The sequence below is a fragment of the Haloarcula sp. HT12 genome, from assembly GCF_055271655.1.
In genome coordinates, this window is sequence record NZ_JBUXKW010000002.1 from 453,412 (window position 1) to 470,662 (window position 17,251).

At 64.4% G+C, this 17,251-nt stretch carries 16 protein-coding genes and 1 tRNA gene; 8 read left to right on the forward strand and 9 right to left on the reverse strand.

The genetic code is table 11. The annotated features are described in order from the left end of the window. Positions 1 to 34: 34 nt before the first annotated feature. Entirely contained in the window at positions 35 to 304 is a 270-nt protein-coding gene (locus ACY9XZ_RS07515) for a DUF7573 domain-containing protein (protein WP_463456424.1), read from the reverse strand. A gap of 282 nt (positions 305 to 586) precedes the next feature. On the opposite strand from ACY9XZ_RS07515, the gene ACY9XZ_RS07520 reads away from it, so the two are divergent. Continuing rightward, entirely contained in the window at positions 587 to 904 is a 318-nt protein-coding gene (locus ACY9XZ_RS07520) for an RPA12/RPB9/RPC11 RNA polymerase family protein (protein WP_463456425.1), read from the forward strand. Positions 905 to 1,016: 112 nt separating this feature from the next. On the opposite strand, the gene ACY9XZ_RS07525 is transcribed toward ACY9XZ_RS07520, so the two are convergent. Next, positions 1,017 to 1,700, reverse strand: coding sequence for a class I SAM-dependent methyltransferase (locus ACY9XZ_RS07525; RefSeq protein ID WP_463456426.1), 684 nt, complete (start codon positions 1,698 to 1,700; stop codon positions 1,017 to 1,019). Between the two features lie 188 nt (positions 1,701 to 1,888). Between ACY9XZ_RS07525 and ACY9XZ_RS07530 the strand changes: the two genes are divergently transcribed. After that, positions 1,889 to 2,107, forward strand: coding sequence for a hypothetical protein (locus ACY9XZ_RS07530; protein ID WP_463456427.1), 219 nt, complete (start codon positions 1,889 to 1,891; stop codon positions 2,105 to 2,107). Here ACY9XZ_RS07530 and ACY9XZ_RS07535 read toward each other — a convergent pair. The 6 genes from ACY9XZ_RS07535 to ACY9XZ_RS07560 all read right to left on the reverse strand — a co-directional run bounded on the left by ACY9XZ_RS07535 (position 2,064) and on the right by ACY9XZ_RS07560 (position 6,185). Beyond that, positions 2,064 to 3,041 (reverse strand): 5,10-methylenetetrahydromethanopterin reductase, encoded by a 978-nt coding sequence (locus ACY9XZ_RS07535; RefSeq protein WP_463456428.1) that lies wholly within the window; start codon positions 3,039 to 3,041, stop codon positions 2,064 to 2,066. The two genes, ACY9XZ_RS07530 and ACY9XZ_RS07535, sit on opposite strands and share 44 nt — an antisense overlap. After that, positions 3,028 to 3,801 (reverse strand): coenzyme F420-0:L-glutamate ligase, encoded by a 774-nt coding sequence (locus ACY9XZ_RS07540; protein WP_463456429.1) that lies wholly within the window; start codon positions 3,799 to 3,801, stop codon positions 3,028 to 3,030. The genes ACY9XZ_RS07535 and ACY9XZ_RS07540 overlap by 14 nt, the downstream gene beginning before the upstream one ends. Positions 3,802 to 3,922: 121 nt before the next feature. Continuing rightward, a complete protein-coding gene (locus ACY9XZ_RS07545) occupies positions 3,923 to 4,411 on the reverse strand; it encodes a metallophosphoesterase family protein (protein WP_463456430.1) in 489 nt (162 codons plus the stop codon). Positions 4,412 to 4,484: 73 nt separating this feature from the next. Beyond that, on the reverse strand, positions 4,485 to 4,781 hold the full coding sequence (locus tag ACY9XZ_RS07550; protein ID WP_463456431.1) for a winged helix-turn-helix transcriptional regulator: 297 nt from the start codon (positions 4,779 to 4,781) through the stop codon (positions 4,485 to 4,487). Positions 4,782 to 4,902: 121 nt separating this feature from the next. Next, positions 4,903 to 5,556, reverse strand: coding sequence for a hypothetical protein (locus ACY9XZ_RS07555; RefSeq protein ID WP_463456432.1), 654 nt, complete (start codon positions 5,554 to 5,556; stop codon positions 4,903 to 4,905). Between the two features lie 556 nt (positions 5,557 to 6,112). Beyond that, positions 6,113 to 6,185, reverse strand: a tRNA-Asp gene (locus ACY9XZ_RS07560). A 277-nt stretch (positions 6,186 to 6,462) separates the two neighbouring features. Between ACY9XZ_RS07560 and ACY9XZ_RS07565 the strand changes: the two genes are divergently transcribed. The 6 genes from ACY9XZ_RS07565 to ACY9XZ_RS07590 are packed head-to-tail and all read left to right on the forward strand — an operon-like array spanning position 6,463 to position 14,604. Then, a complete protein-coding gene (locus ACY9XZ_RS07565) occupies positions 6,463 to 6,690 on the forward strand; it encodes a DNA-directed RNA polymerase subunit H (protein ID WP_463456433.1) in 228 nt (75 codons plus the stop codon). Beyond that, on the forward strand, positions 6,690 to 8,255 hold the full coding sequence (locus ACY9XZ_RS07570) for a DNA-directed RNA polymerase subunit B'' (protein WP_463456434.1): 1,566 nt from the start codon (positions 6,690 to 6,692) through the stop codon (positions 8,253 to 8,255). Before ACY9XZ_RS07565 ends, ACY9XZ_RS07570 begins: the two co-directional genes overlap by 1 nt. A gap of 1 nt (position 8,256) precedes the next feature. Then, a complete protein-coding gene (gene rpoB / locus ACY9XZ_RS07575; RefSeq protein WP_463456435.1) occupies positions 8,257 to 10,083 on the forward strand; it encodes a DNA-directed RNA polymerase subunit B in 1,827 nt (608 codons plus the stop codon). After that, positions 10,080 to 12,989 carry a DNA-directed RNA polymerase subunit A' gene (locus ACY9XZ_RS07580; protein ID WP_463456436.1) on the forward strand — a complete coding sequence of 970 codons (2,910 nt, stop codon included), beginning with the start codon at positions 10,080 to 10,082 and terminating at the stop codon, positions 12,987 to 12,989. The genes rpoB and ACY9XZ_RS07580 overlap by 4 nt, the downstream gene beginning before the upstream one ends. A 2-nt stretch (positions 12,990 to 12,991) precedes the next feature. Continuing rightward, a complete protein-coding gene (gene rpoA2 / locus ACY9XZ_RS07585) occupies positions 12,992 to 14,179 on the forward strand; it encodes a DNA-directed RNA polymerase subunit A'' (protein ID WP_463456437.1) in 1,188 nt (395 codons plus the stop codon). Further along, positions 14,179 to 14,604 (forward strand): NusA-like transcription termination signal-binding factor, encoded by a 426-nt coding sequence (locus tag ACY9XZ_RS07590; RefSeq protein ID WP_004515442.1) that lies wholly within the window; start codon positions 14,179 to 14,181, stop codon positions 14,602 to 14,604. The genes rpoA2 and ACY9XZ_RS07590 overlap by 1 nt, the downstream gene beginning before the upstream one ends. Positions 14,605 to 14,727: 123 nt before the next feature. Here the strand turns inward: ACY9XZ_RS07590 and ACY9XZ_RS07595 are convergent, their stop codons facing one another. Next, positions 14,728 to 17,133 (reverse strand): methyl-accepting chemotaxis protein, encoded by a 2,406-nt coding sequence (locus ACY9XZ_RS07595; RefSeq protein WP_463456438.1) that lies wholly within the window; start codon positions 17,131 to 17,133, stop codon positions 14,728 to 14,730. Between the last annotated feature and the right edge of the window lie 118 nt (positions 17,134 to 17,251).

Below are 17,251 nucleotides of genomic sequence, written 5' to 3' on the forward strand. Positions count from 1 at the left end.
CGACACACATCCGATTTCCGCCCGGTAGCGGGGTTCACCAGGACTTACAGGCCCCACAGACGAGCTGACCGTCCTGCGTCCACCGCCGCTCGACGACCTCGCCACACTCGGCACAGGCCGCTCCCTCGGGCGACCACGCGTACGTCGACACGGCGGGCTCGACCGCGCCAGCTGAGGCTTCAGGGACGGGAGCCCCGTCTTCAGTCTCTGCAGTATCATCTCTCGCGGGAGCGCCGCCGTCGCCCTCGTCCTCGCTCTCGTCGCTCGCGTCGAGAAAGTCGTCCAGCGAGGCGTCTTCGACCATAGGCGTGGTTTCTCCTGGGGCCACAAATACCCTGCCGGTCGCTCTGATCCTCTCCGTGTTGACGGGCCGCTTTCCGCCCGCTATCTGTTGTTGTGAATACGGAAGTTTTTATCGCGGATTGTAGCGGACATTCGGGCATCACAGGGCGTGAGTCTTGAACGCGATCTGCTCGAAGAGCGGGCACGGAGAACCGGTCGATACAGTCAGCATGAGCAGGTACCTGAAACCCATGACGGATCGGAAGTTGATAGATATATCCGAAACCGTGTATTCCTACGCAACATGCAATTCTGTGACGAGTGTGGTTCGATGATGCACACGGAGGGCGACGCGTGGCTGTGTCGCTCCTGTGAGAACGAAGCGTCGCGGGACTCGCAAGCGGAAGCGGCGATGGCGATCCAGGACGGACAGCGGGACGACGGGGCACCCGCCGTGGCCGATGCGACTCAGGGTTCCACCGAGACGATGCAAGAGCCCTGTCCGGCCGAGGACTGCGACAGCGACCGTGCCCGCTACGAGATGATGCCGAAGCCGGGCGGCTCCTACGAGGTTCGGCTGTTCACCTGCATCGAGTGCGGCCACAAGTGGCGCGACTCCTGACTTTCCGGGAATCAAACCCTCATACTGTCGCACGGGGCCCCTTCACGAACTTCTCCACCCCGGGCGGCGAATCTCCCTCCGAAGAATAACGAACCCGCACTCGCAACGACCGCTATTCGGTGGCGACCCCGACGGTCAGCAGCGTCCCCAGTTCGCGGTAGCGTTCGACCATCGCCTCGCGGGTCTCGAACTCGTCCGTGGGGAACGCGTCCGCCGGCGGAATCTCGACCTCGCGGTCGGGGATGGTGTCCTGGGCGGCCACGGCCAGCCCCGCCTCGCGGAACGCCGCGCGGTACTCCGGGCCGCTCCAGCGTGTCATCTCGATGTCGATGAACTCCTGCCACTCGTGGGAGTGGACGTTCTCCTCGTAGTAGTTCACCGCGATGTGGGCGGTCCCGCCGGGGCGCAGTACCCGCGCGATCTCTTCGAGCGTGTGCGGCGGGTCGCTGGCGTAGTAGAACGCCTCCATCGAGAACACGTGGTCGATGCTGTCGGTCGCAAACGGCAGCGCGTCGAAGTCTCCACGCAGGAACCCGATACCGTCGTCATCGGTGTACTCGCGGGCGTTCCGGAGCATCTCCGGTGACCCGTCGAGCCCGTAGCAGGGGCCGGCGTCGTTCGTATCCCGGAGTGCGCGGAGCGCGTAGCCCGAGCCCGTCCCGAGGTCGAGCACCGTATCACCAGGTTCGACCGGCATCCGGGCGAGAACGTGCTTTGCGGTGTGCCAGTGCCGGTCCTCCATCCCTCTGTCTTTGCCTTCGGCCGCCCACTCGTCGAACTCCTCGCGAACGCTCATATCTCGTCCCAGTATCGGGAGGCCCAAAACCCTCGCTGTTCATACTGTCGGCTGTAATCACGTGGCGAATATCGCCAAATCGGGGTGGCGAATATCCTCACGAAGGTACAGCCGACAGTATCAGCGCCAGTGGCCCACCGCCCGCCGGGAACGCAAACGCAAAGTAGGGCCACGCTAACGTTCAGGTAATGCAAGGACTCCTGTCGGAACTGCTTCAAAGCGTCATCGACATGCCCGGCTGGTTCCTCGACGTCGCACTGAACGACCCGCTGGCGGCGCTCATGCTCGCCGTCGGTGCCGTCATCACGACCGTCTCGGTCGCCTTCTTCGGGTACCTCACGCTGGGGGCCGTGCTCTCGCTGTTCAGCGGTTCCGGCGGTCGAGGGCCGCCCCAAGCAAATCGATAGCCGTCCCGACATCCGGGCCGAGCGGCGACGCGAACACCACGCTGTCGGCGTGTTCTTCTAATTCCGCCGTCCGCTCGGCCACTGTTTCCGGCGTCCCAGCGATACAGAACGCGTCCAGCATCGCCTCGGTCACGCCCTCGAACGCGGCCGAGAACTCGCCGGCCGAAATCGCCTGCCCGACGTCCTCGGCGGCGTCGTGGTCGATGCCGTGGCGGTCCAGCACCGGCGGCGGCGACCCCGCGGCGACGAACGCGACCGGCGGGCGGGCGGCCTCCCGCGCTTTTGCCTCGTCCTCGGCGACCGAGACGCTGGCGTAGGCCGCCAGATCGAACTCGCCGTACTCCTCGGGCCGCTCGTCGGCCATCTCCGCTACCTGCTCGCGTGCCCACGCGAGGTCTTTCGGATGCGCCCCGTTGTACAGCGCGCCGTCGGCGTGTTTCGCCGCCATCCGGGTCATGTGCGGCCCCTGTGCGCCGACGTACACCGGGATCTCGCCGACCTCGTAGTTGAGCCCGGCGTCGACCGCCTCGAAGGTACCGTCGTGGTCGACACGTTCACCGTCCCAGAGCTTCCGCGCGGTTTTGAACGTCTCAAGCACGCGGCGCAGGGCGTCGTCGTGGTCGAAGCCGAGGTTGCTGAGCGTCGACTTATCCCCCGGCCCGATGCCGAAGACGGCCCGGCCGTCGCTCAGTTCCTCCAGCGTCGCCACCCGCGAGGCCAGCGTCACCGGATGTGTCTCGTAGGGATTAGCGATGCCGGGACCGAGCAACACGTCGTCGGTCCGCTCGGCCATCGACGACAGCGACATGAACTGGTCGCGGTTGTTGTAGTGATGGCTGGCGAAGACGGCGTCGAGTCCGTTTGATTCGGCCTGTGCTGCGAAGGAGGCGAGCTGATCGACCGGGTGTTCCGGGGTGAGTTCAATCGCGTACATGTGACCACTCTCTGAGTGCGTGTCTGACCACGTCTTTCTCCTCGTCGCGGTACAGCTGGTCGCTACCCGCGTGGTCGCCGAAGTCGAAGTCGCGGACGACTGCGGCGGGCGTCCCGCCGTCGCCCTCGCCGGTGACGAGGTTGGCCGCGGCGGCGAGTTCGTCGACGACGGCCTGGACCGTGGCTTCGAGTTCGCGGCCGTCGCGGTCGTGTTCGCCCCGCCAGTCCCGCGAGGCGGGGAGGCCGGCCCAGCCCAGCGCGACGCCGCGCTGGCCGAGGCGGAACGGTCGGCCCGAGGTGTCGGTAACGATGACGCTGACCTCGACGCCCGCCCGTTCGCGGATGCCGGCGCGAATGGCCTCGGCCGCTGCGGTCGGGTCCTCGGGGAGCAAGAGGAGGTCCGCACCGGGCACGTTCGAGCGGTCGATACCCGCGTTGACCGTGATGTGCCCGAACGCCGTCACGCCGAGGATGAATGGAGCCTCGACCAGCACCTCCTCGCACTCCTCTATAATCGCCTGGGCCATCCGCGGGTCCTTCTCCTCGTCGGCGATGTCCTCGATGGTCGCCGCGATGCGCTCGGCGCGCTCGCCTGGCTCGTACGACGATAGCGACCGCCCGCGTCCGTTGGCCTTGGAGACGATGGTGCTGGCGACACAGACCACGTCGTCGTCACGGAGGTCGGTCCGCTCGACGAGCAGTTCCGCCACGTCGTCGCCGGGGCGGACCTCGGGCAACCCCTTGACCGCGAACACTTCCATACCGTTCCTGCGGTCCCTGCGGGAAAAAGACCCGCGTTCGCTGCAAAGCCGGCCAACAGTGGCAACAGCTGCCGGTATCCCCCGGTGGCCGATCACAGCCTCCCTCGCCTGCCGCGTTTTGCTACAGTTCGTGTCTGGCCACGCCGAGCGTCCCGTCCTCGACTGTCGCGGTCATCATCGTCGGGCGGCTGGCCGGCGATGCGCCCGTGACGCTACCGGGATTCAGGAGCCGTACCCCCTCGTAGACAGTGTCCGTCAGTTCGTGCGTGTGGCCGGCGACGCCGACGGCGCTGCTGTCGGCCGCTTCCCGAACCGCTCTCGCGACGCGGTCCGCCCAGCCCCGGTGTGATCCGGTTCCGTGTGTCACGACGAACGTGACCCCACCGAGTTCGACCATCGCCCGCTCTGGCAACCCGATCTCCGGGTCGATATTCCCCGAGACGGCGGTCAGTGTCGTCGCCATGTGGCGGATGTCCGAGAGCGCGCCCTTGCTGTCGAAGTCACCGGCATGGATGACGTGGTCGGCGACCTCGATGCGTTCCCGGAACGACGGCGGGATTTCGTGCTCCCGGGACGGGATGTGCGAATCGCTGATGAGAGCGACCTCCATACCGATGCATTACGTCGGCGCTCGAAAAGGTTCTTGCCACGGAAACGGGTGCCGACTGCTCGTCCCGGCGGCGCTATTCTGTAGACGAAAACACGTCTCGCAGGCCGTCCAACTGCTCGATCAGTCGGTCGATGCCGTCGTTGATCGTTGCGACCCGTTCCTCGATGTTCTCAGCCGGAACCGCTCCCTGCGGCGTCGGCTCGACGAGTTCGTCGTCTTCCAGCATCCGCAGCGAGTACCGTACCTTGTGTTTCGGAACCCCTGTCTCCTCGGCGAGCCGGACGATACCGATCGGCCCGTTCTCGATGACGGCTTCGAGGATCGACAAGTCCCGCCCCTCCTTCTCGACCTGATCTTCCAGTCGGTCCATTCCCATAGCAAATCGTATCTGTGCTTTTACCGTCGCGACACATAAACGCCCCAGTTGCGGCACTGGGGCTCGGGTTCGCTCTCCGTACCGCTGGGCATCGATACCTCCGAACCGGCAGTCGCTACTCGTCTGAGACCGGCGTCCGGCGAAGCTCGTCGAGCTGGTCCCGGAGTTTACTCAGCTCCGTCTCCAGTTCCTCGCGGCGGTCGATGAGCGCGCTCAGCTCCTCCGTATTGACCGAGTAGTCGTTGTCCATTGCCACGTCCAGCGCGTCGGTCGTCGCCCCCGTGAGATCGGACGCGACCCGCAACACCTCGCTCGGCGTCCCGCGGGACTCGTACAGCTCCTGTTCACCCGACAGCGGGCTGTAGGTCACCATCGGCGACTCGACGCCGCGGTGGTAGCTCACCGCGTAGCTCGTGTCCGTCACCGGGTTCAGCCGGTCGTCCGCCCGCTCCGTGCGGACGATGTTGAACGGCTCGGCCAGCGCGGGAAACGTGTCGGCGAGGTCTCGAAGCCGGTCCGCGGCAGTCACGTCCAGTTGTGCCTCCACGTCACCGAAAAACTGCCGTGAGTTGGTGAGGCTAAAGGCCACGGTGTAAAACACCGATTCGTCGCTGTCGGCCAGATTGCGAACGCGGTCGCGGACCTCCCCGTGGCGACCCTCGATAGTGAGCTTCTCCAGTTCCTCAAGCAGCGCCCGGACGCCCTCCTCGCGTTCGAGGAACGCCTCGACGATCGCGCCGGGCATTTCCTCGCCATCCACGTCCTCCATGGGCCTTCTTTTGCGGGGGCTCGTAAACAGTTTGTCGCTGGGACCGACCAGCCGGCACGCCTTACACGCAACACAAAACATATGCCACACCGCGTGGAGTGATAGCACGTCCACTCCGGTGGACGGACACTATGACAGGTCTGGGGAAATCCCCCCGGACATTTGACGCTGTACCGCGCTTGTAACATCAGTATGTGTCGTTTTCTCGGTTAGTAGACGGTGTTTACTAGGGTGTTGGACAGTGATTGAAGCGTAGCCGTAATGCACTGAGCACCCGGACGGTATTTGCGACGACCGAAGGCGGTTCCTAACTCCGTTCAGTGCTGTGACTTATCGGGCTCAGTATCTCACGGCCACACAGCAAAAACACAACGCAGCACGATGAAACGCGCCGCTTGTCGAGTTGAATTCAGAGAAACGCTCGGAGCGGGATTTGAACCGTCTGGAGACTCGCTGCGCTCGTCTCCCGGGGTTCAAATCCCTTTTCGACGTTTCCTCAAACTCGCCGTCGTTCGGCGACAAGACGCCTCGCTGGGGAGTTGTGTTAGAGAGAAAACGCCCGGAGCGGGATTTGAACCCGCGTCACGACCGTGACAGGGTCGTATGATGGGCCACTACACCATCCGGGCACCTTGCTGCACTTCTTCGTATCCCGGTGTTAGTATTAAGACTTTCCAAAGAAACCCGCCTCGGGATGAGTGCACATGACGGGACCCAAAGTTCTATGTCCGGTCTGCTTCATGTGATTGGTAGGAGCAAACACGCTCGCAGCCCGCGAGGGTGGGCGGGTCCAATAGCCACGGCAGAGCGACTTGGTAAGTGTTATATGCGCCCCGACAGTACGGCCCTGTAGTATCTCGTGACAGCCACCTTCTCCAGCAGCAGGCCAAACGCACACGCACACACATGGTAGATGTAAGTCAACACGACCTCGTCCCAGACCACAGTGTCGTCGACGAGGACGACCTCGAAGCAGTACTCACGGAGTATGAAATCAAGAAGACGGACCTTCCGAAGATCAAGCGCACCGACAAGGCGCTGCCCGGTGACGCCGAAGTCGGTGACGTGGTTCGGATCGAACGTGACTCCCGGACGACCGACACCGCAGTTGTCTATCGACTGGTGGTAGAATAATGGACACACAAGACCGCCGCGCTATATCGCGTGAATATTTCGCCAAGGAACGGCTCGCCGAACACCACTTCCGCTCGTTTAACGCGTTCCTCGACCGAGGAATGCAGCAGGTCGTCGACGAGAAAGAGACCATCGAAACCGACATCGGTGACAAGGAGGGGCAGGAACCGGTGTGGGTCGAACTGGGCGACGTTCGCGTCGTCACCCCACGGGTTCGTGAGGCCGACGGCAGCGAGGAACTGCTGTACCCGCAGGAAGCCCGGCTGCGCAACATCACCTACTCCGCGCCGGTGTTCATGGAGATGGCCATCGTCCGCGGTGGCGAGGAGGAACCGGAGGAAGTCGTCGACCGGACCGAGACCAAGATCGGGCGGATGCCCATCATGGTCGGTTCGAACAAGTGCAACATCGCGGGCTTCAGCGACGAGGAGCTCATCGACATCGGCGAGGACCCCGCAGACCCCGGTGGCTACTTCTGTGTCAACGGCTCCGAGCGGGTGCTGATGACCAGCGAGGACCTCGCCCCGAACAAGATTCTGGCCGAGTACGACACCAAGTACGGCGACGAAGTGCAGGTCGCCAAGACGTTCTCCCAGCGCCGTGGGTACCGCGCGCTGGTGCTGTGTGAACGAACGCGGGACGGACTGCTGGAAGTCTCGTTCCCGTCCGTCTCCGGTAGTATCGACTTCGTGACGCTGGTCCGCGCGCTGGGCCTGGAGTCGGACGAGGAGATCGTCCACCGCGTCAGCGAGGACCCGGAAATCGTGAAGTTCATGCTGGAGAACTTAGAGGAGGCCGAGGTCCAGACGACCGAGGAAGCCATCGAGACGCTGGGCAAGCGTGTCGCCTCCGGACAGGGCAAGAACTACCAGCTCAAACGGGCCAACTACGTCATCGACCGCTATCTCCTCCCGCATCTGCACGAGGAAGGCGTCGAGGAAGAGGAGGTCCGCATCAACAAGGCGTTCTACCTCTGCCGGATGGCCGAGGCGTGTTTCGAACTCGCACTGGGCCGTCGCGAATCCGACGACAAGGACCACTACGCCAACAAGCGGTTGAAGGTCAGCGGCGACCTGATGACCGACCTATTCCGGACGGCGCTGAACAAGCTCGCCCGGGACGTGAAATACCAGCTCGAACGGGCTAACATGCGGAACCGTCAGCTGTCCGTCTCCACTGTGGTCCGCTCGGACGTGCTGACCGAGCGGCTCGAACACCCGATTGCGACGGGGAACTGGGTCGGCGGCCGCTCCGGCGTGAGCCAGCTGGTCGACCGGACCGACTTCATGGGGGTGCTGTCACACCTCCGCCGACTGCGCTCGCCGCTCAGTCGCTCTCAGCCACACTTCGAAGCACGGGATCTGCACGCGACCCAGTGGGGTCGCATCTGTCCCTCCGAGACGCCTGAAGGCCCCAACTGTGGGCTGGTGAAGAACTTCGCCCAGGCGATGGAGCTGTCACAGGACGTTGCGGACCCACAGGGTCTCAAACAGGAACTCGCAGAGATGGGGGTCCAGGGCATCCCCGGTATCGAGTCGATCGAACAGCAGCCCGCGGACGATTAACATGAGTCAGGGACGCGAAGCCAAAGTATACGTAAACGGTAGTCTGGTCGGCACACACCCCGACCCGGAACAGCTCGCAGAACAGGTACGACAGGCGCGACGACGGGGGGACGTCTCCCAGATGGTCAACGTCTCGGTCAAGAACCGGACCGGGGAAGTCATCATCAACGCCGACGCCGGCCGTGCCCGACGCCCGCTGCTGGTCGTCGAGGACGGCGAGCCGCTGATGACCGACGAGGAGGTCGAACAGGTCAAAAACGGCGAGCTGGAGTTCGAAGAGCTCGTCGAACGCGGCCTCGTCGAGTTCATCGACGCCGAGGAAGAGGAGGACATCCTCGTCGGCGTCGACGAGGACGAACTCACGGAGAAACACACGCACCTGGAAGTCGACCCGCAGCTGATGTTCGGTATCGGTGCCGGGATGATTCCCTACCCCGAACACAACGCCTCGCCCCGGATTACGATGGGGTCGGGGATGATCAAGCAGTCGCTCGGCCTGCCGTCGGCGAACTACCGCATCCGCCCGGACACGCGCCAGCACCTGCTGCACTACCCGCAGCTGTCGATGGTCAAGACACAGACCACCGAACAGATCGGCTACGACGACCGCCCCGCGGCACAGAACTTCGTCGTCGCCGTCATGAGCTACGAGGGGTTCAACATCGAGGACGCACTCGTGATGAACCAGGGGTCGGTCGACCGCGCGCTCGCCCGCTCGCACTTCTTCCGCACCTACGAGGGCGAGGAGCGGCGCTACCCCGGCGGCCAGGAGGACCGCTTCGAGATCCCCGACGACGAGGTCCGCGGCGCACGCGGCGAGGAAGCGTACACACACCTCGACGACGACGGCCTCGTCAACCCCGAGACGAAGGTCGGCGAGAACGCCGTCCTGCTCGGCAAGACCTCACCACCAAGATTCCTCGAAGAGCCGGACGACATGGGTGGTCTCTCGCCCCAGAAGCGCCGGGAGACGAGCGTCACGATGCGCTCGGGCGAATCCGGCGTCGTGGACACGGTCACGCTGATGGAGGGCGAGGACGGCTCGAAGCTCTCGAAGGTCTCGGTGCGTGACGAACGCATCCCCGAACTCGGGGACAAGTTCGCCAGCCGGCACGGCCAGAAAGGCGTCGTCGGCCACATCGCACCCCAGGAAGACATGCCCTTCACCGAGGAGGGCGTCGTCCCGGACCTCATCATCAATCCGCACGCGCTGCCGTCGCGGATGACCGTCGGCCACATCCTTGAGATGATCGGCGGGAAGGTCGGCGCACTCGAAGGCCGCCGCGTCGACGGCACCGCTTTCACTGGCGAGGACGAGGAGGAACTCCGCGGCTCGCTCGAAGAGCACGGCTTCGACTCGTCGGGCAAGGAGACGATGTACTCCGGCGTCACCGGCGAGAAGATCGACGCCGAAATCTTCGTCGGCGACATTTTCTACCAGAAGCTGTACCACATGGTCTCGAACAAGCTGCACGCCCGCTCGCGCGGGCCGGTGCAGGTGCTCACCCGCCAGCCAACCGAGGGGCGGGCCCGCGAAGGTGGCCTGCGCGTGGGTGAGATGGAGCGGGACGTGCTCATCGGGCACGGCGCGGCGATGGCGCTCAAGGAGCGCCTGCTCGATGAGTCCGACCGCGAGTGGATCAACGTCTGCGGGCAGTGCGGGATGACCGCCGTCGAGAACGTCGAGCAACGGCGCATCTACTGTCCGAACTGCGAGGAGGAGACGGACATCCACGAGGTCGAGATGTCCTACGCGTTCAAGCTCCTGCTCGACGAGATGAAGGCGCTCGGTATCGCGCCGCGGATCGAACTGGAGGACGCAGTATGAGCTCACAACAGACACCCCAGGAAATCGGTCAGCTCAGCTTCGGGCTGATGGACCCAGAGGAGTACCGAGAGATGTCGGCCACGAAAGTGATCACGGCCGACACGTACGACGACGACGGCTTCCCCATCGACATGGGGCTGATGGACCCGCGACTCGGGGTCATCGACCCCGGGCTGGAGTGCAAGACCTGCGGGAAACACAGCGGGTCGTGCAACGGCCACTTCGGCCACATCGAACTCGCCGCGCCCGTCATCCACGTCGGCTTCGCGAAGCTCATCCGACGGCTGCTGCGCGGGACCTGCCGGGAGTGCTCCCGGCTTTGTCTCGACGAGCACGAGCGCGAGGAGTTCGCCGACCGACTGACCCGGACCCAGGACCTCGGTCGCGACCTCAACGACGTGACCAAGGCCGCTATCCGACAGGCCCGCAAGAAGGACCGCTGTCCCTTCTGTGGCGAGAAGCAGTACGACATCAAACACGAGAAGCCGACCACCTACTACGAGGTCCAGGACGTGCTGGCCTCGGACTACCCCGAGCGGATCGCCGCCGCGATGGAGGAATCCGAGGACCCCATTTCGCCCATCGAGCTCTCCGAGGAGACCGGCATCGACAGCAGCCGCGTCCAGGAGATCCTCAGCGGCGAATTCCGGCCCCGGCAGGAGGACCGCCGTGCCCTGGAGAAGGCGCTGTCGGTCGACCTGACCGAGGAGGACATGAACAAGCTGATGCCAAGCGACATCCGGGACTGGTTCGAGGACATCCCGGACGAGGACATCGAAGTGCTGGGGATGAAGCCGGCCCGCTCCCGACCGGAGTGGATGATTCTGACGGTGCTGCCGGTGCCGCCGGTGACGGCCCGGCCCTCGATTACGCTGGACAACGGCCAGCGTTCCGAGGACGACCTCACCCACAAGCTCGTGGACATCATCCGCATCAACCAGCGGTTCATGGAGAACCGCGAGGCGGGTGCGCCACAGCTGATTATCGAGGACCTCTGGGAACTGCTGCAGTACCACGTCACCACGTTCATGGACAACGAGATCTCGGGGACGCCGCCGGCACGACACCGTTCCGGCCGCCCGCTGAAGACCCTCTCCCAGCGCCTGAAGGGCAAGGAGGGTCGCTTCCGGGGCTCGCTGTCCGGGAAGCGTGTGAACTTCTCGGCTCGTACCGTCATCTCGCCGGACCCGACCCTGTCGCTGAACGAGGTCGGCGTCCCGGACCGGGTCGCCAAGGAGATGACCCAGACGATGAACGTCACCGAACGTAACCTCGAAGAGGCCCGACGCTACGTCTCCAACGGGCCCGAGGCCCATCCCGGCGCGAACTACGTCAAGCGACCCGACGGCCGCCGGCTGAAGGTGACAGAGAAGAACTGTGAGGAACTGGCCGAGAAGGTCGAACCGGAGTGGGAAGTGTCCCGCCACCTGGTCGACGGCGACATCATCATCTTCAACCGCCAGCCGTCGCTGCACCGGATGTCCATCATGGCCCACGAGGTCGTCGTGATGCCGTACAAGACGTTCCGGCTGAACACGACGGTCTGTCCGCCGTACAACGCTGACTTCGACGGGGACGAGATGAACATGCACGCCCTCCAGAACGAGGAAGCCCGGGCCGAGGCCCGCGTCCTCATGCGCGTGCAGGAACAGATGCTCTCCCCGCGCTTCGGCGAGAACATCATCGGCGCGATTCAGGACCACATCAGCGGGACCTACCTGCTGACACACACGAATCCGAAGTTCAACGAGACGCAGGCGCTTGACCTCCTCCGGGCGACTCGCATCGACGAACTGCCCGAGGCGGACGGCGTCGACGAGGACGGCGAGGAGTACTGGACCGGCCGCTCGCTGTTCTCGGAACTGCTGCCCGACGACCTGAATCTCGAATTCACCTCCTCGGCTGGCGACACCGTCGTCGTCGAGGACGGCCAGATGACCGGCGGCACCATCGACGAGGACGCCGTCGGGGCCTTCGGCGGCGAGATCGTCGACACCATCGCCAAGGAGTACTCCCGGACCCGCGCCCGGATTCTCGTCAACGAGGTCTCGGCGCTGGCGATGCGGTCGATCATGCACTTCGGGTTCTCCATCAGCATCGACGACGAGTCCATCCCGCGAGAGGCCGAAGAACAGATCAACGACGCCATCGACAGCGCGTACGACCGCGTCGAGGAGCTCATCGAGACCTACGAACGGGGCGACCTGGAATCGCTGCCCGGTCGAACCGTCGACGAGACGCTGGAGATGAAGATCATGCAGACACTGGGCAAGGCGCGTGACTCCGCTGGTGACATCGCCGAGGACCACTTCGGCGAGGACAACCCGGCCGTCATCATGGCCGAGTCCGGAGCGCGTGGCTCGATGCTGAACCTGACTCAGATGGCCGGCTGTGTCGGCCAGCAGGCTGTCCGTGGCGAGCGGATCAACCGCGGCTACGAGAACCGCACGCTTAGCCACTTCGAGGAGAACGACCTTTCGGCGGACGCCCACGGCTTCGTCGAAGCGTCCTACCGCTCCGGGCTCGGCCCGAAGGAGTTCTTCTTCCACGCGATGGGTGGCCGCGAGGGGCTGGTCGACACGGCCGTCCGGACGTCGAAGTCCGGCTACCTCCAGCGCCGGCTCATCAACGCGCTCTCCGAACTCGAAACACAGTACGACGGGACCGTCCGGGACACCTCGGACACTATCGTCCAGTTCGAGTTCGGCGAGGACGGCACGTCGCCGGTCGACGTGTCCTCGAACCAGGAGGGCGACATCGTCGACGTCGAGCAGATCGCCGACAGCGTCCTCGACGAGGAGTTCGAAAGCGAAAAGCAGAAAGAGAGCTTCCTCGGCACGCGGACCGAGCGGACCAACCTCTCGGAACACGCGGACGACTGGTGGATGGCCGAGGGTGACGACTAACAATGACAGCGCACAACGTATCAGCAGACATCGAGGCCGTCGTCGAGGACACTGAGCTGCCCCGACGGCTGAAAGACGAAGTGTACAGCACCGTCGAGGAACGGGGCGTCGGCGTCGACGACGCCGACCGCATCGCCAAGGCCGTCGAGTCACGCTACCTCGACACCCGTGTCGATCCGCTGGACCCGGTCGGGACCGTCTCGGCCCAGTCCATCGGCGAACCGGGAACGCAGATGACGATGAACACGTTCCACTACGCGGGGGTCGCCGAGATCGACGTGACCCAGGGCCTGCCGCGGCTCATCGAGCTGGTGGACGCCCGGAAGACGCCGGACACGCCGATGATGACGGTCCACTTAGACGAGGAATACGCCACGGACCGCGAGCGCGCCCACGAAGTCGTCTGGAAGATCGAGGCGACGCGCATCCTCGCGCTGGGCGACATCTCGACGAACGTCGCGGACATGCTCGTCGAGATCGACTTAAACGAGGACACGCTGCTGGAGCGGTGGCCGACGGTCAACGACACGGACGCCATCGCCGAGGAGATCGCCGAGACCATCGAATCCAACCTCGGAGTCTCCACCCGGCAGGCCGGCACGGTCATCGAGTTCGGGCCGGAGGAGCCCAGCTACCGCGACCTGCTACAGCTGGTCGAGGAGCTGCGGGAGATCGTCTTCAAGGGGATCGAGGAGATCACCCGCGTCGTCATCCGCAAGGAGGAGACGGACAACGGCGAGGAGTTCGTCCTCTACACCGAAGGGTCGGACTTCGGCGAAGTGCTCGACATCGAGGGCGTCGACGCCTCCCGGACGACGTGTAACAACATCCACGAGATCTACCGGGAACTCGGCGTCGAAGCGGCCCGCGAGACCCTGATCAACGAGACGATGAACACGCTCGAAGAGCAGGGGCTCGACGACGTGAACGTCCGGCACCTGATGCTCGTGGCCGACATCATGACCAACGAGGGGACCATCGAGTCCATCGGCCGCCACGGTATCTCCGGCTCGAAAGACTCCGTGCTCGCCCGTGCCGCCTTCGAGGTGACGGTCAATCACCTGCTCGACGCCGCCATCCACGGCGAGGTCGACGAACTCGACGGCGTCACGGAGAACGTCATCGTCGGCAAGCCGATCAAGCTCGGCACCGGCGACGTCAACCTCCGGATGGGCACGACCCAGGACTGATGCGGGTCGAACTCTCGGACGAAGCGCGTCGACTGGTCGCCCTCTTCGAGGACGAGGCAGCCGTCACCGTCCGGGATTGCGTCGTCGACGAGGACCACGACCAGGTGGTGTATCTGGTCAAGCGCGGGGAGATGGCCGACGCCATCGGCCCGGGCGGCCAGACGGTCGAGCGCGTCGAAGAGCGACTGGGCCGCGAGGTCAAACTCGTCGAAGCCGCCGAGACAGCCGAGGACTTCGTGGCCAACGCGCTCGCGCCGGCCGCGGTGTACAACGTCACCGTCTCGGAGAACGACGACACCGTCGCCTACGTCGAAGTGGCACAGGAAGACCGCGGGGCCGCTATCGGCCGTGAGGGGCGGAACATCGACGCCGCGCGGCAACTGGCGAAACGACACTTCGAGATCGACGGCATCGAACTGACCTGAGCGGGCGCTTCGCTCGGTTCACCTTTCGTGAGCGCTCACTGGAGAGCGACGCGTTCGGACGGACTGTCGCAGTCTCTGACCAGGCCAGTCATTCCGCGGGGAACCCCGCTCCGACAGCCCGTCTCAGTCGTCGTTCACCGGAACATCCGTCGCGTCGTGTTCGTACACGTCGGTGTCGCTGTGTGTCGTTCCGGCGTCGTGCGTCGTTTCGCTCTCGACATCGAACGTCTGGAGCAGTTCGCTGAGGTCGCCGGCCTGGTCCGAGAGGGACTCGATGCCGCCGGTGACCTCGTTGATCGTCGCGGTCTGTTCCTCCGCGGCCGCGGCCACGTTCTCCGCGCGGGACGCGGTCTCCTCGCTGATCGTCCCGACCTCGTCGGTCATTGCGACGACTTCCTCCGTCGTCGCGGCCTGTTCGTCGGTGGCGTCGCTAATGGACTGGATACCGTCGTTGACTTCCTCGACGCGGTCGACAATGGCCTCGAGCGACTCGATGGCGTCGTCAACAGTGTCGATGCCGTCTGTGACGGAGTCACCCATCTGTCTGATGTCGGTGACAGCCTCGCCGGTGGTGTCCTGCACGTCTTCGATAACTGTCGAGACTTTCTCGGTGGCTTCGGTCGTCTCCTGTGCGAGACCTTTGATCTCGTCGGCGACGACGGCGAATCCTTCGCCGGCTTCACCGGCCCGAGCAGCCTCGATAGAGGCGTTCAGCGCGAGCATGTTGGTCTGCTCGGCGATGTCGTCGATGAGGTCGACGATGTTGCCGATCTGCTCCATCTCTTCGTCGAGGGACTCGACGCGGTCGATGGTCTCGTCGGCCCGCGCCTCGATGTCGTTCATCACCTCGATAGCCTCCGACGCGCGTTCGCTGCCGGTTTCACCGATCTCGGCGGCTTCGTTCGACGTGGTTGCAACCTCGTCGGCCTGTGCTGCGACCTCTTCGACCGTCGCGGAGAGGTCTGACATCTCGTCGACCGTCTCTTCGATGTTCTCGTACTGCGTCTCCGCGCCGTCAGCGATTTCCTGAACGGATTCGCTGACCTCCTCGCTGGCGTCGCGAACCTCCGCAGCGCTCGCGGTGATCTGGTCTGCAGAGCCGTCGACGTCGTCGGCGAACTCCCGGATACGCATGACCGTCTGGCCGAGTTCGGCGAGCATATCGTTGAACGCGGCAGCGATCTCGGCCATCGCGTCGTTGTCCGTGTCGGCGTCGAGTCGTTGCGTGAGGTCGCCGTCAGCCGCCTTCCGCATCACGGCCGAGAACTCCTCGGCCTGCTGTTCGAGCGTCCCGGCCAACTGCTCCGCCTCCTCTTTGGACTCTTCGGCCTCCTGTTGGGCCTGTTCGAGGTCGCTGATGAACGATTCGAGGTTGCCGTGCATGCTCGACAGCGACGTTCCGAGTTGGCCGGGCACGTCTTTCTCCAGCGCCGGGTCGTCGAAGGCCTGTCTGGAGAGCGCGTCGGCCTGTGCGGCGACGGTGTCGAGATAGGTCTTCATCTCGTAGAAGGCGTTCTGGACGTCGCCGACCTCGTCGAGGCGGTCGGACTGCTCGATGTCGGTGTCGAAGTTCCCCACCGCCAGCGCTTCCGCCTGCGTGGAGAGCCGTCTGAGTGACTGCATGATGCCGCGCCCGACAAGGACGCCGATGAGGGTGAACCCGGCCAGTGAGACGCCGATGATGGCGATGAAGCTCTCCTGAATGCTGTCACGCAGTGCGAAGGCGGCCGACTTCGGGGCCTGCTTGACGACGATCCACGACGTGTCACCGACGGGCTCCGCAGCGATAAGATATGCGCCGCTCCGGGCCACCCCGCTGTCTCCTGCTGCGAGTGCGGTCAGGTTGGTGGACACGTCGTACTGCGTGCCGATGGTCGAGGCGTCCTCGGCGAACTGGACTGTGCCGTCCTGTCGGATAATCCGGGTTTCACCGCCGTCGATGGAGTTGCGGAACTGGGCCGTCCGCGCGGTGACGTTGTGGACCACGACGACCATCTTGTCGCTCCGTGCGACCGGGCTCGCGAAGGCGATGTGCTTGCGCCCGTCGTAGGTGTACACCGTCGACATCGCGACCGAGTTCGACCCGGCGAAGGAGGTGCTACCGCCCTCCCACTCGAAATCGTCCGTCCGGAGCGACGTGTCGCGTCGGTCGTTCAGCGACGACTGCTTGATTTCCAACGTCCCCTCTTCGACGTAGTGGATAGCGTACACCGATTCCGGCTGGTAGAACGCCTGGCGCTGTAACGCACCCCTGACCATCGTTTGGCTCCCGGATTCAATGTCGGAGAGGGTCGAAAGGGTACGGGCGGCGTTTCGCTGACTGCGGACCCAGTCTTCGGTCGTGGCCGCCGTCTGGACGGTGCCCGTCTGCAGTTCGTTCTCGCGCTGTTCGGTCAGTTCGCTTGCGACCGTCCGCTCCGCGGTGACGCTGACACCCGCGACGAGCAGGGCGATACAGAGAACGATGAGCGTCAACTTCCGGAGATACGTTCGACGGACGACGTCTGGGAGGCGTTGTTCGAGGTTCATAGATACTACCGCAGGTCTGTCTGAACAACTCAAGCGCCGGTACTAGAATCCAACTCCCCAGTTATCACGCCTGATTCCAGGCGGTCGGGGGTATATTTTTAATCATGACGGACTGCAG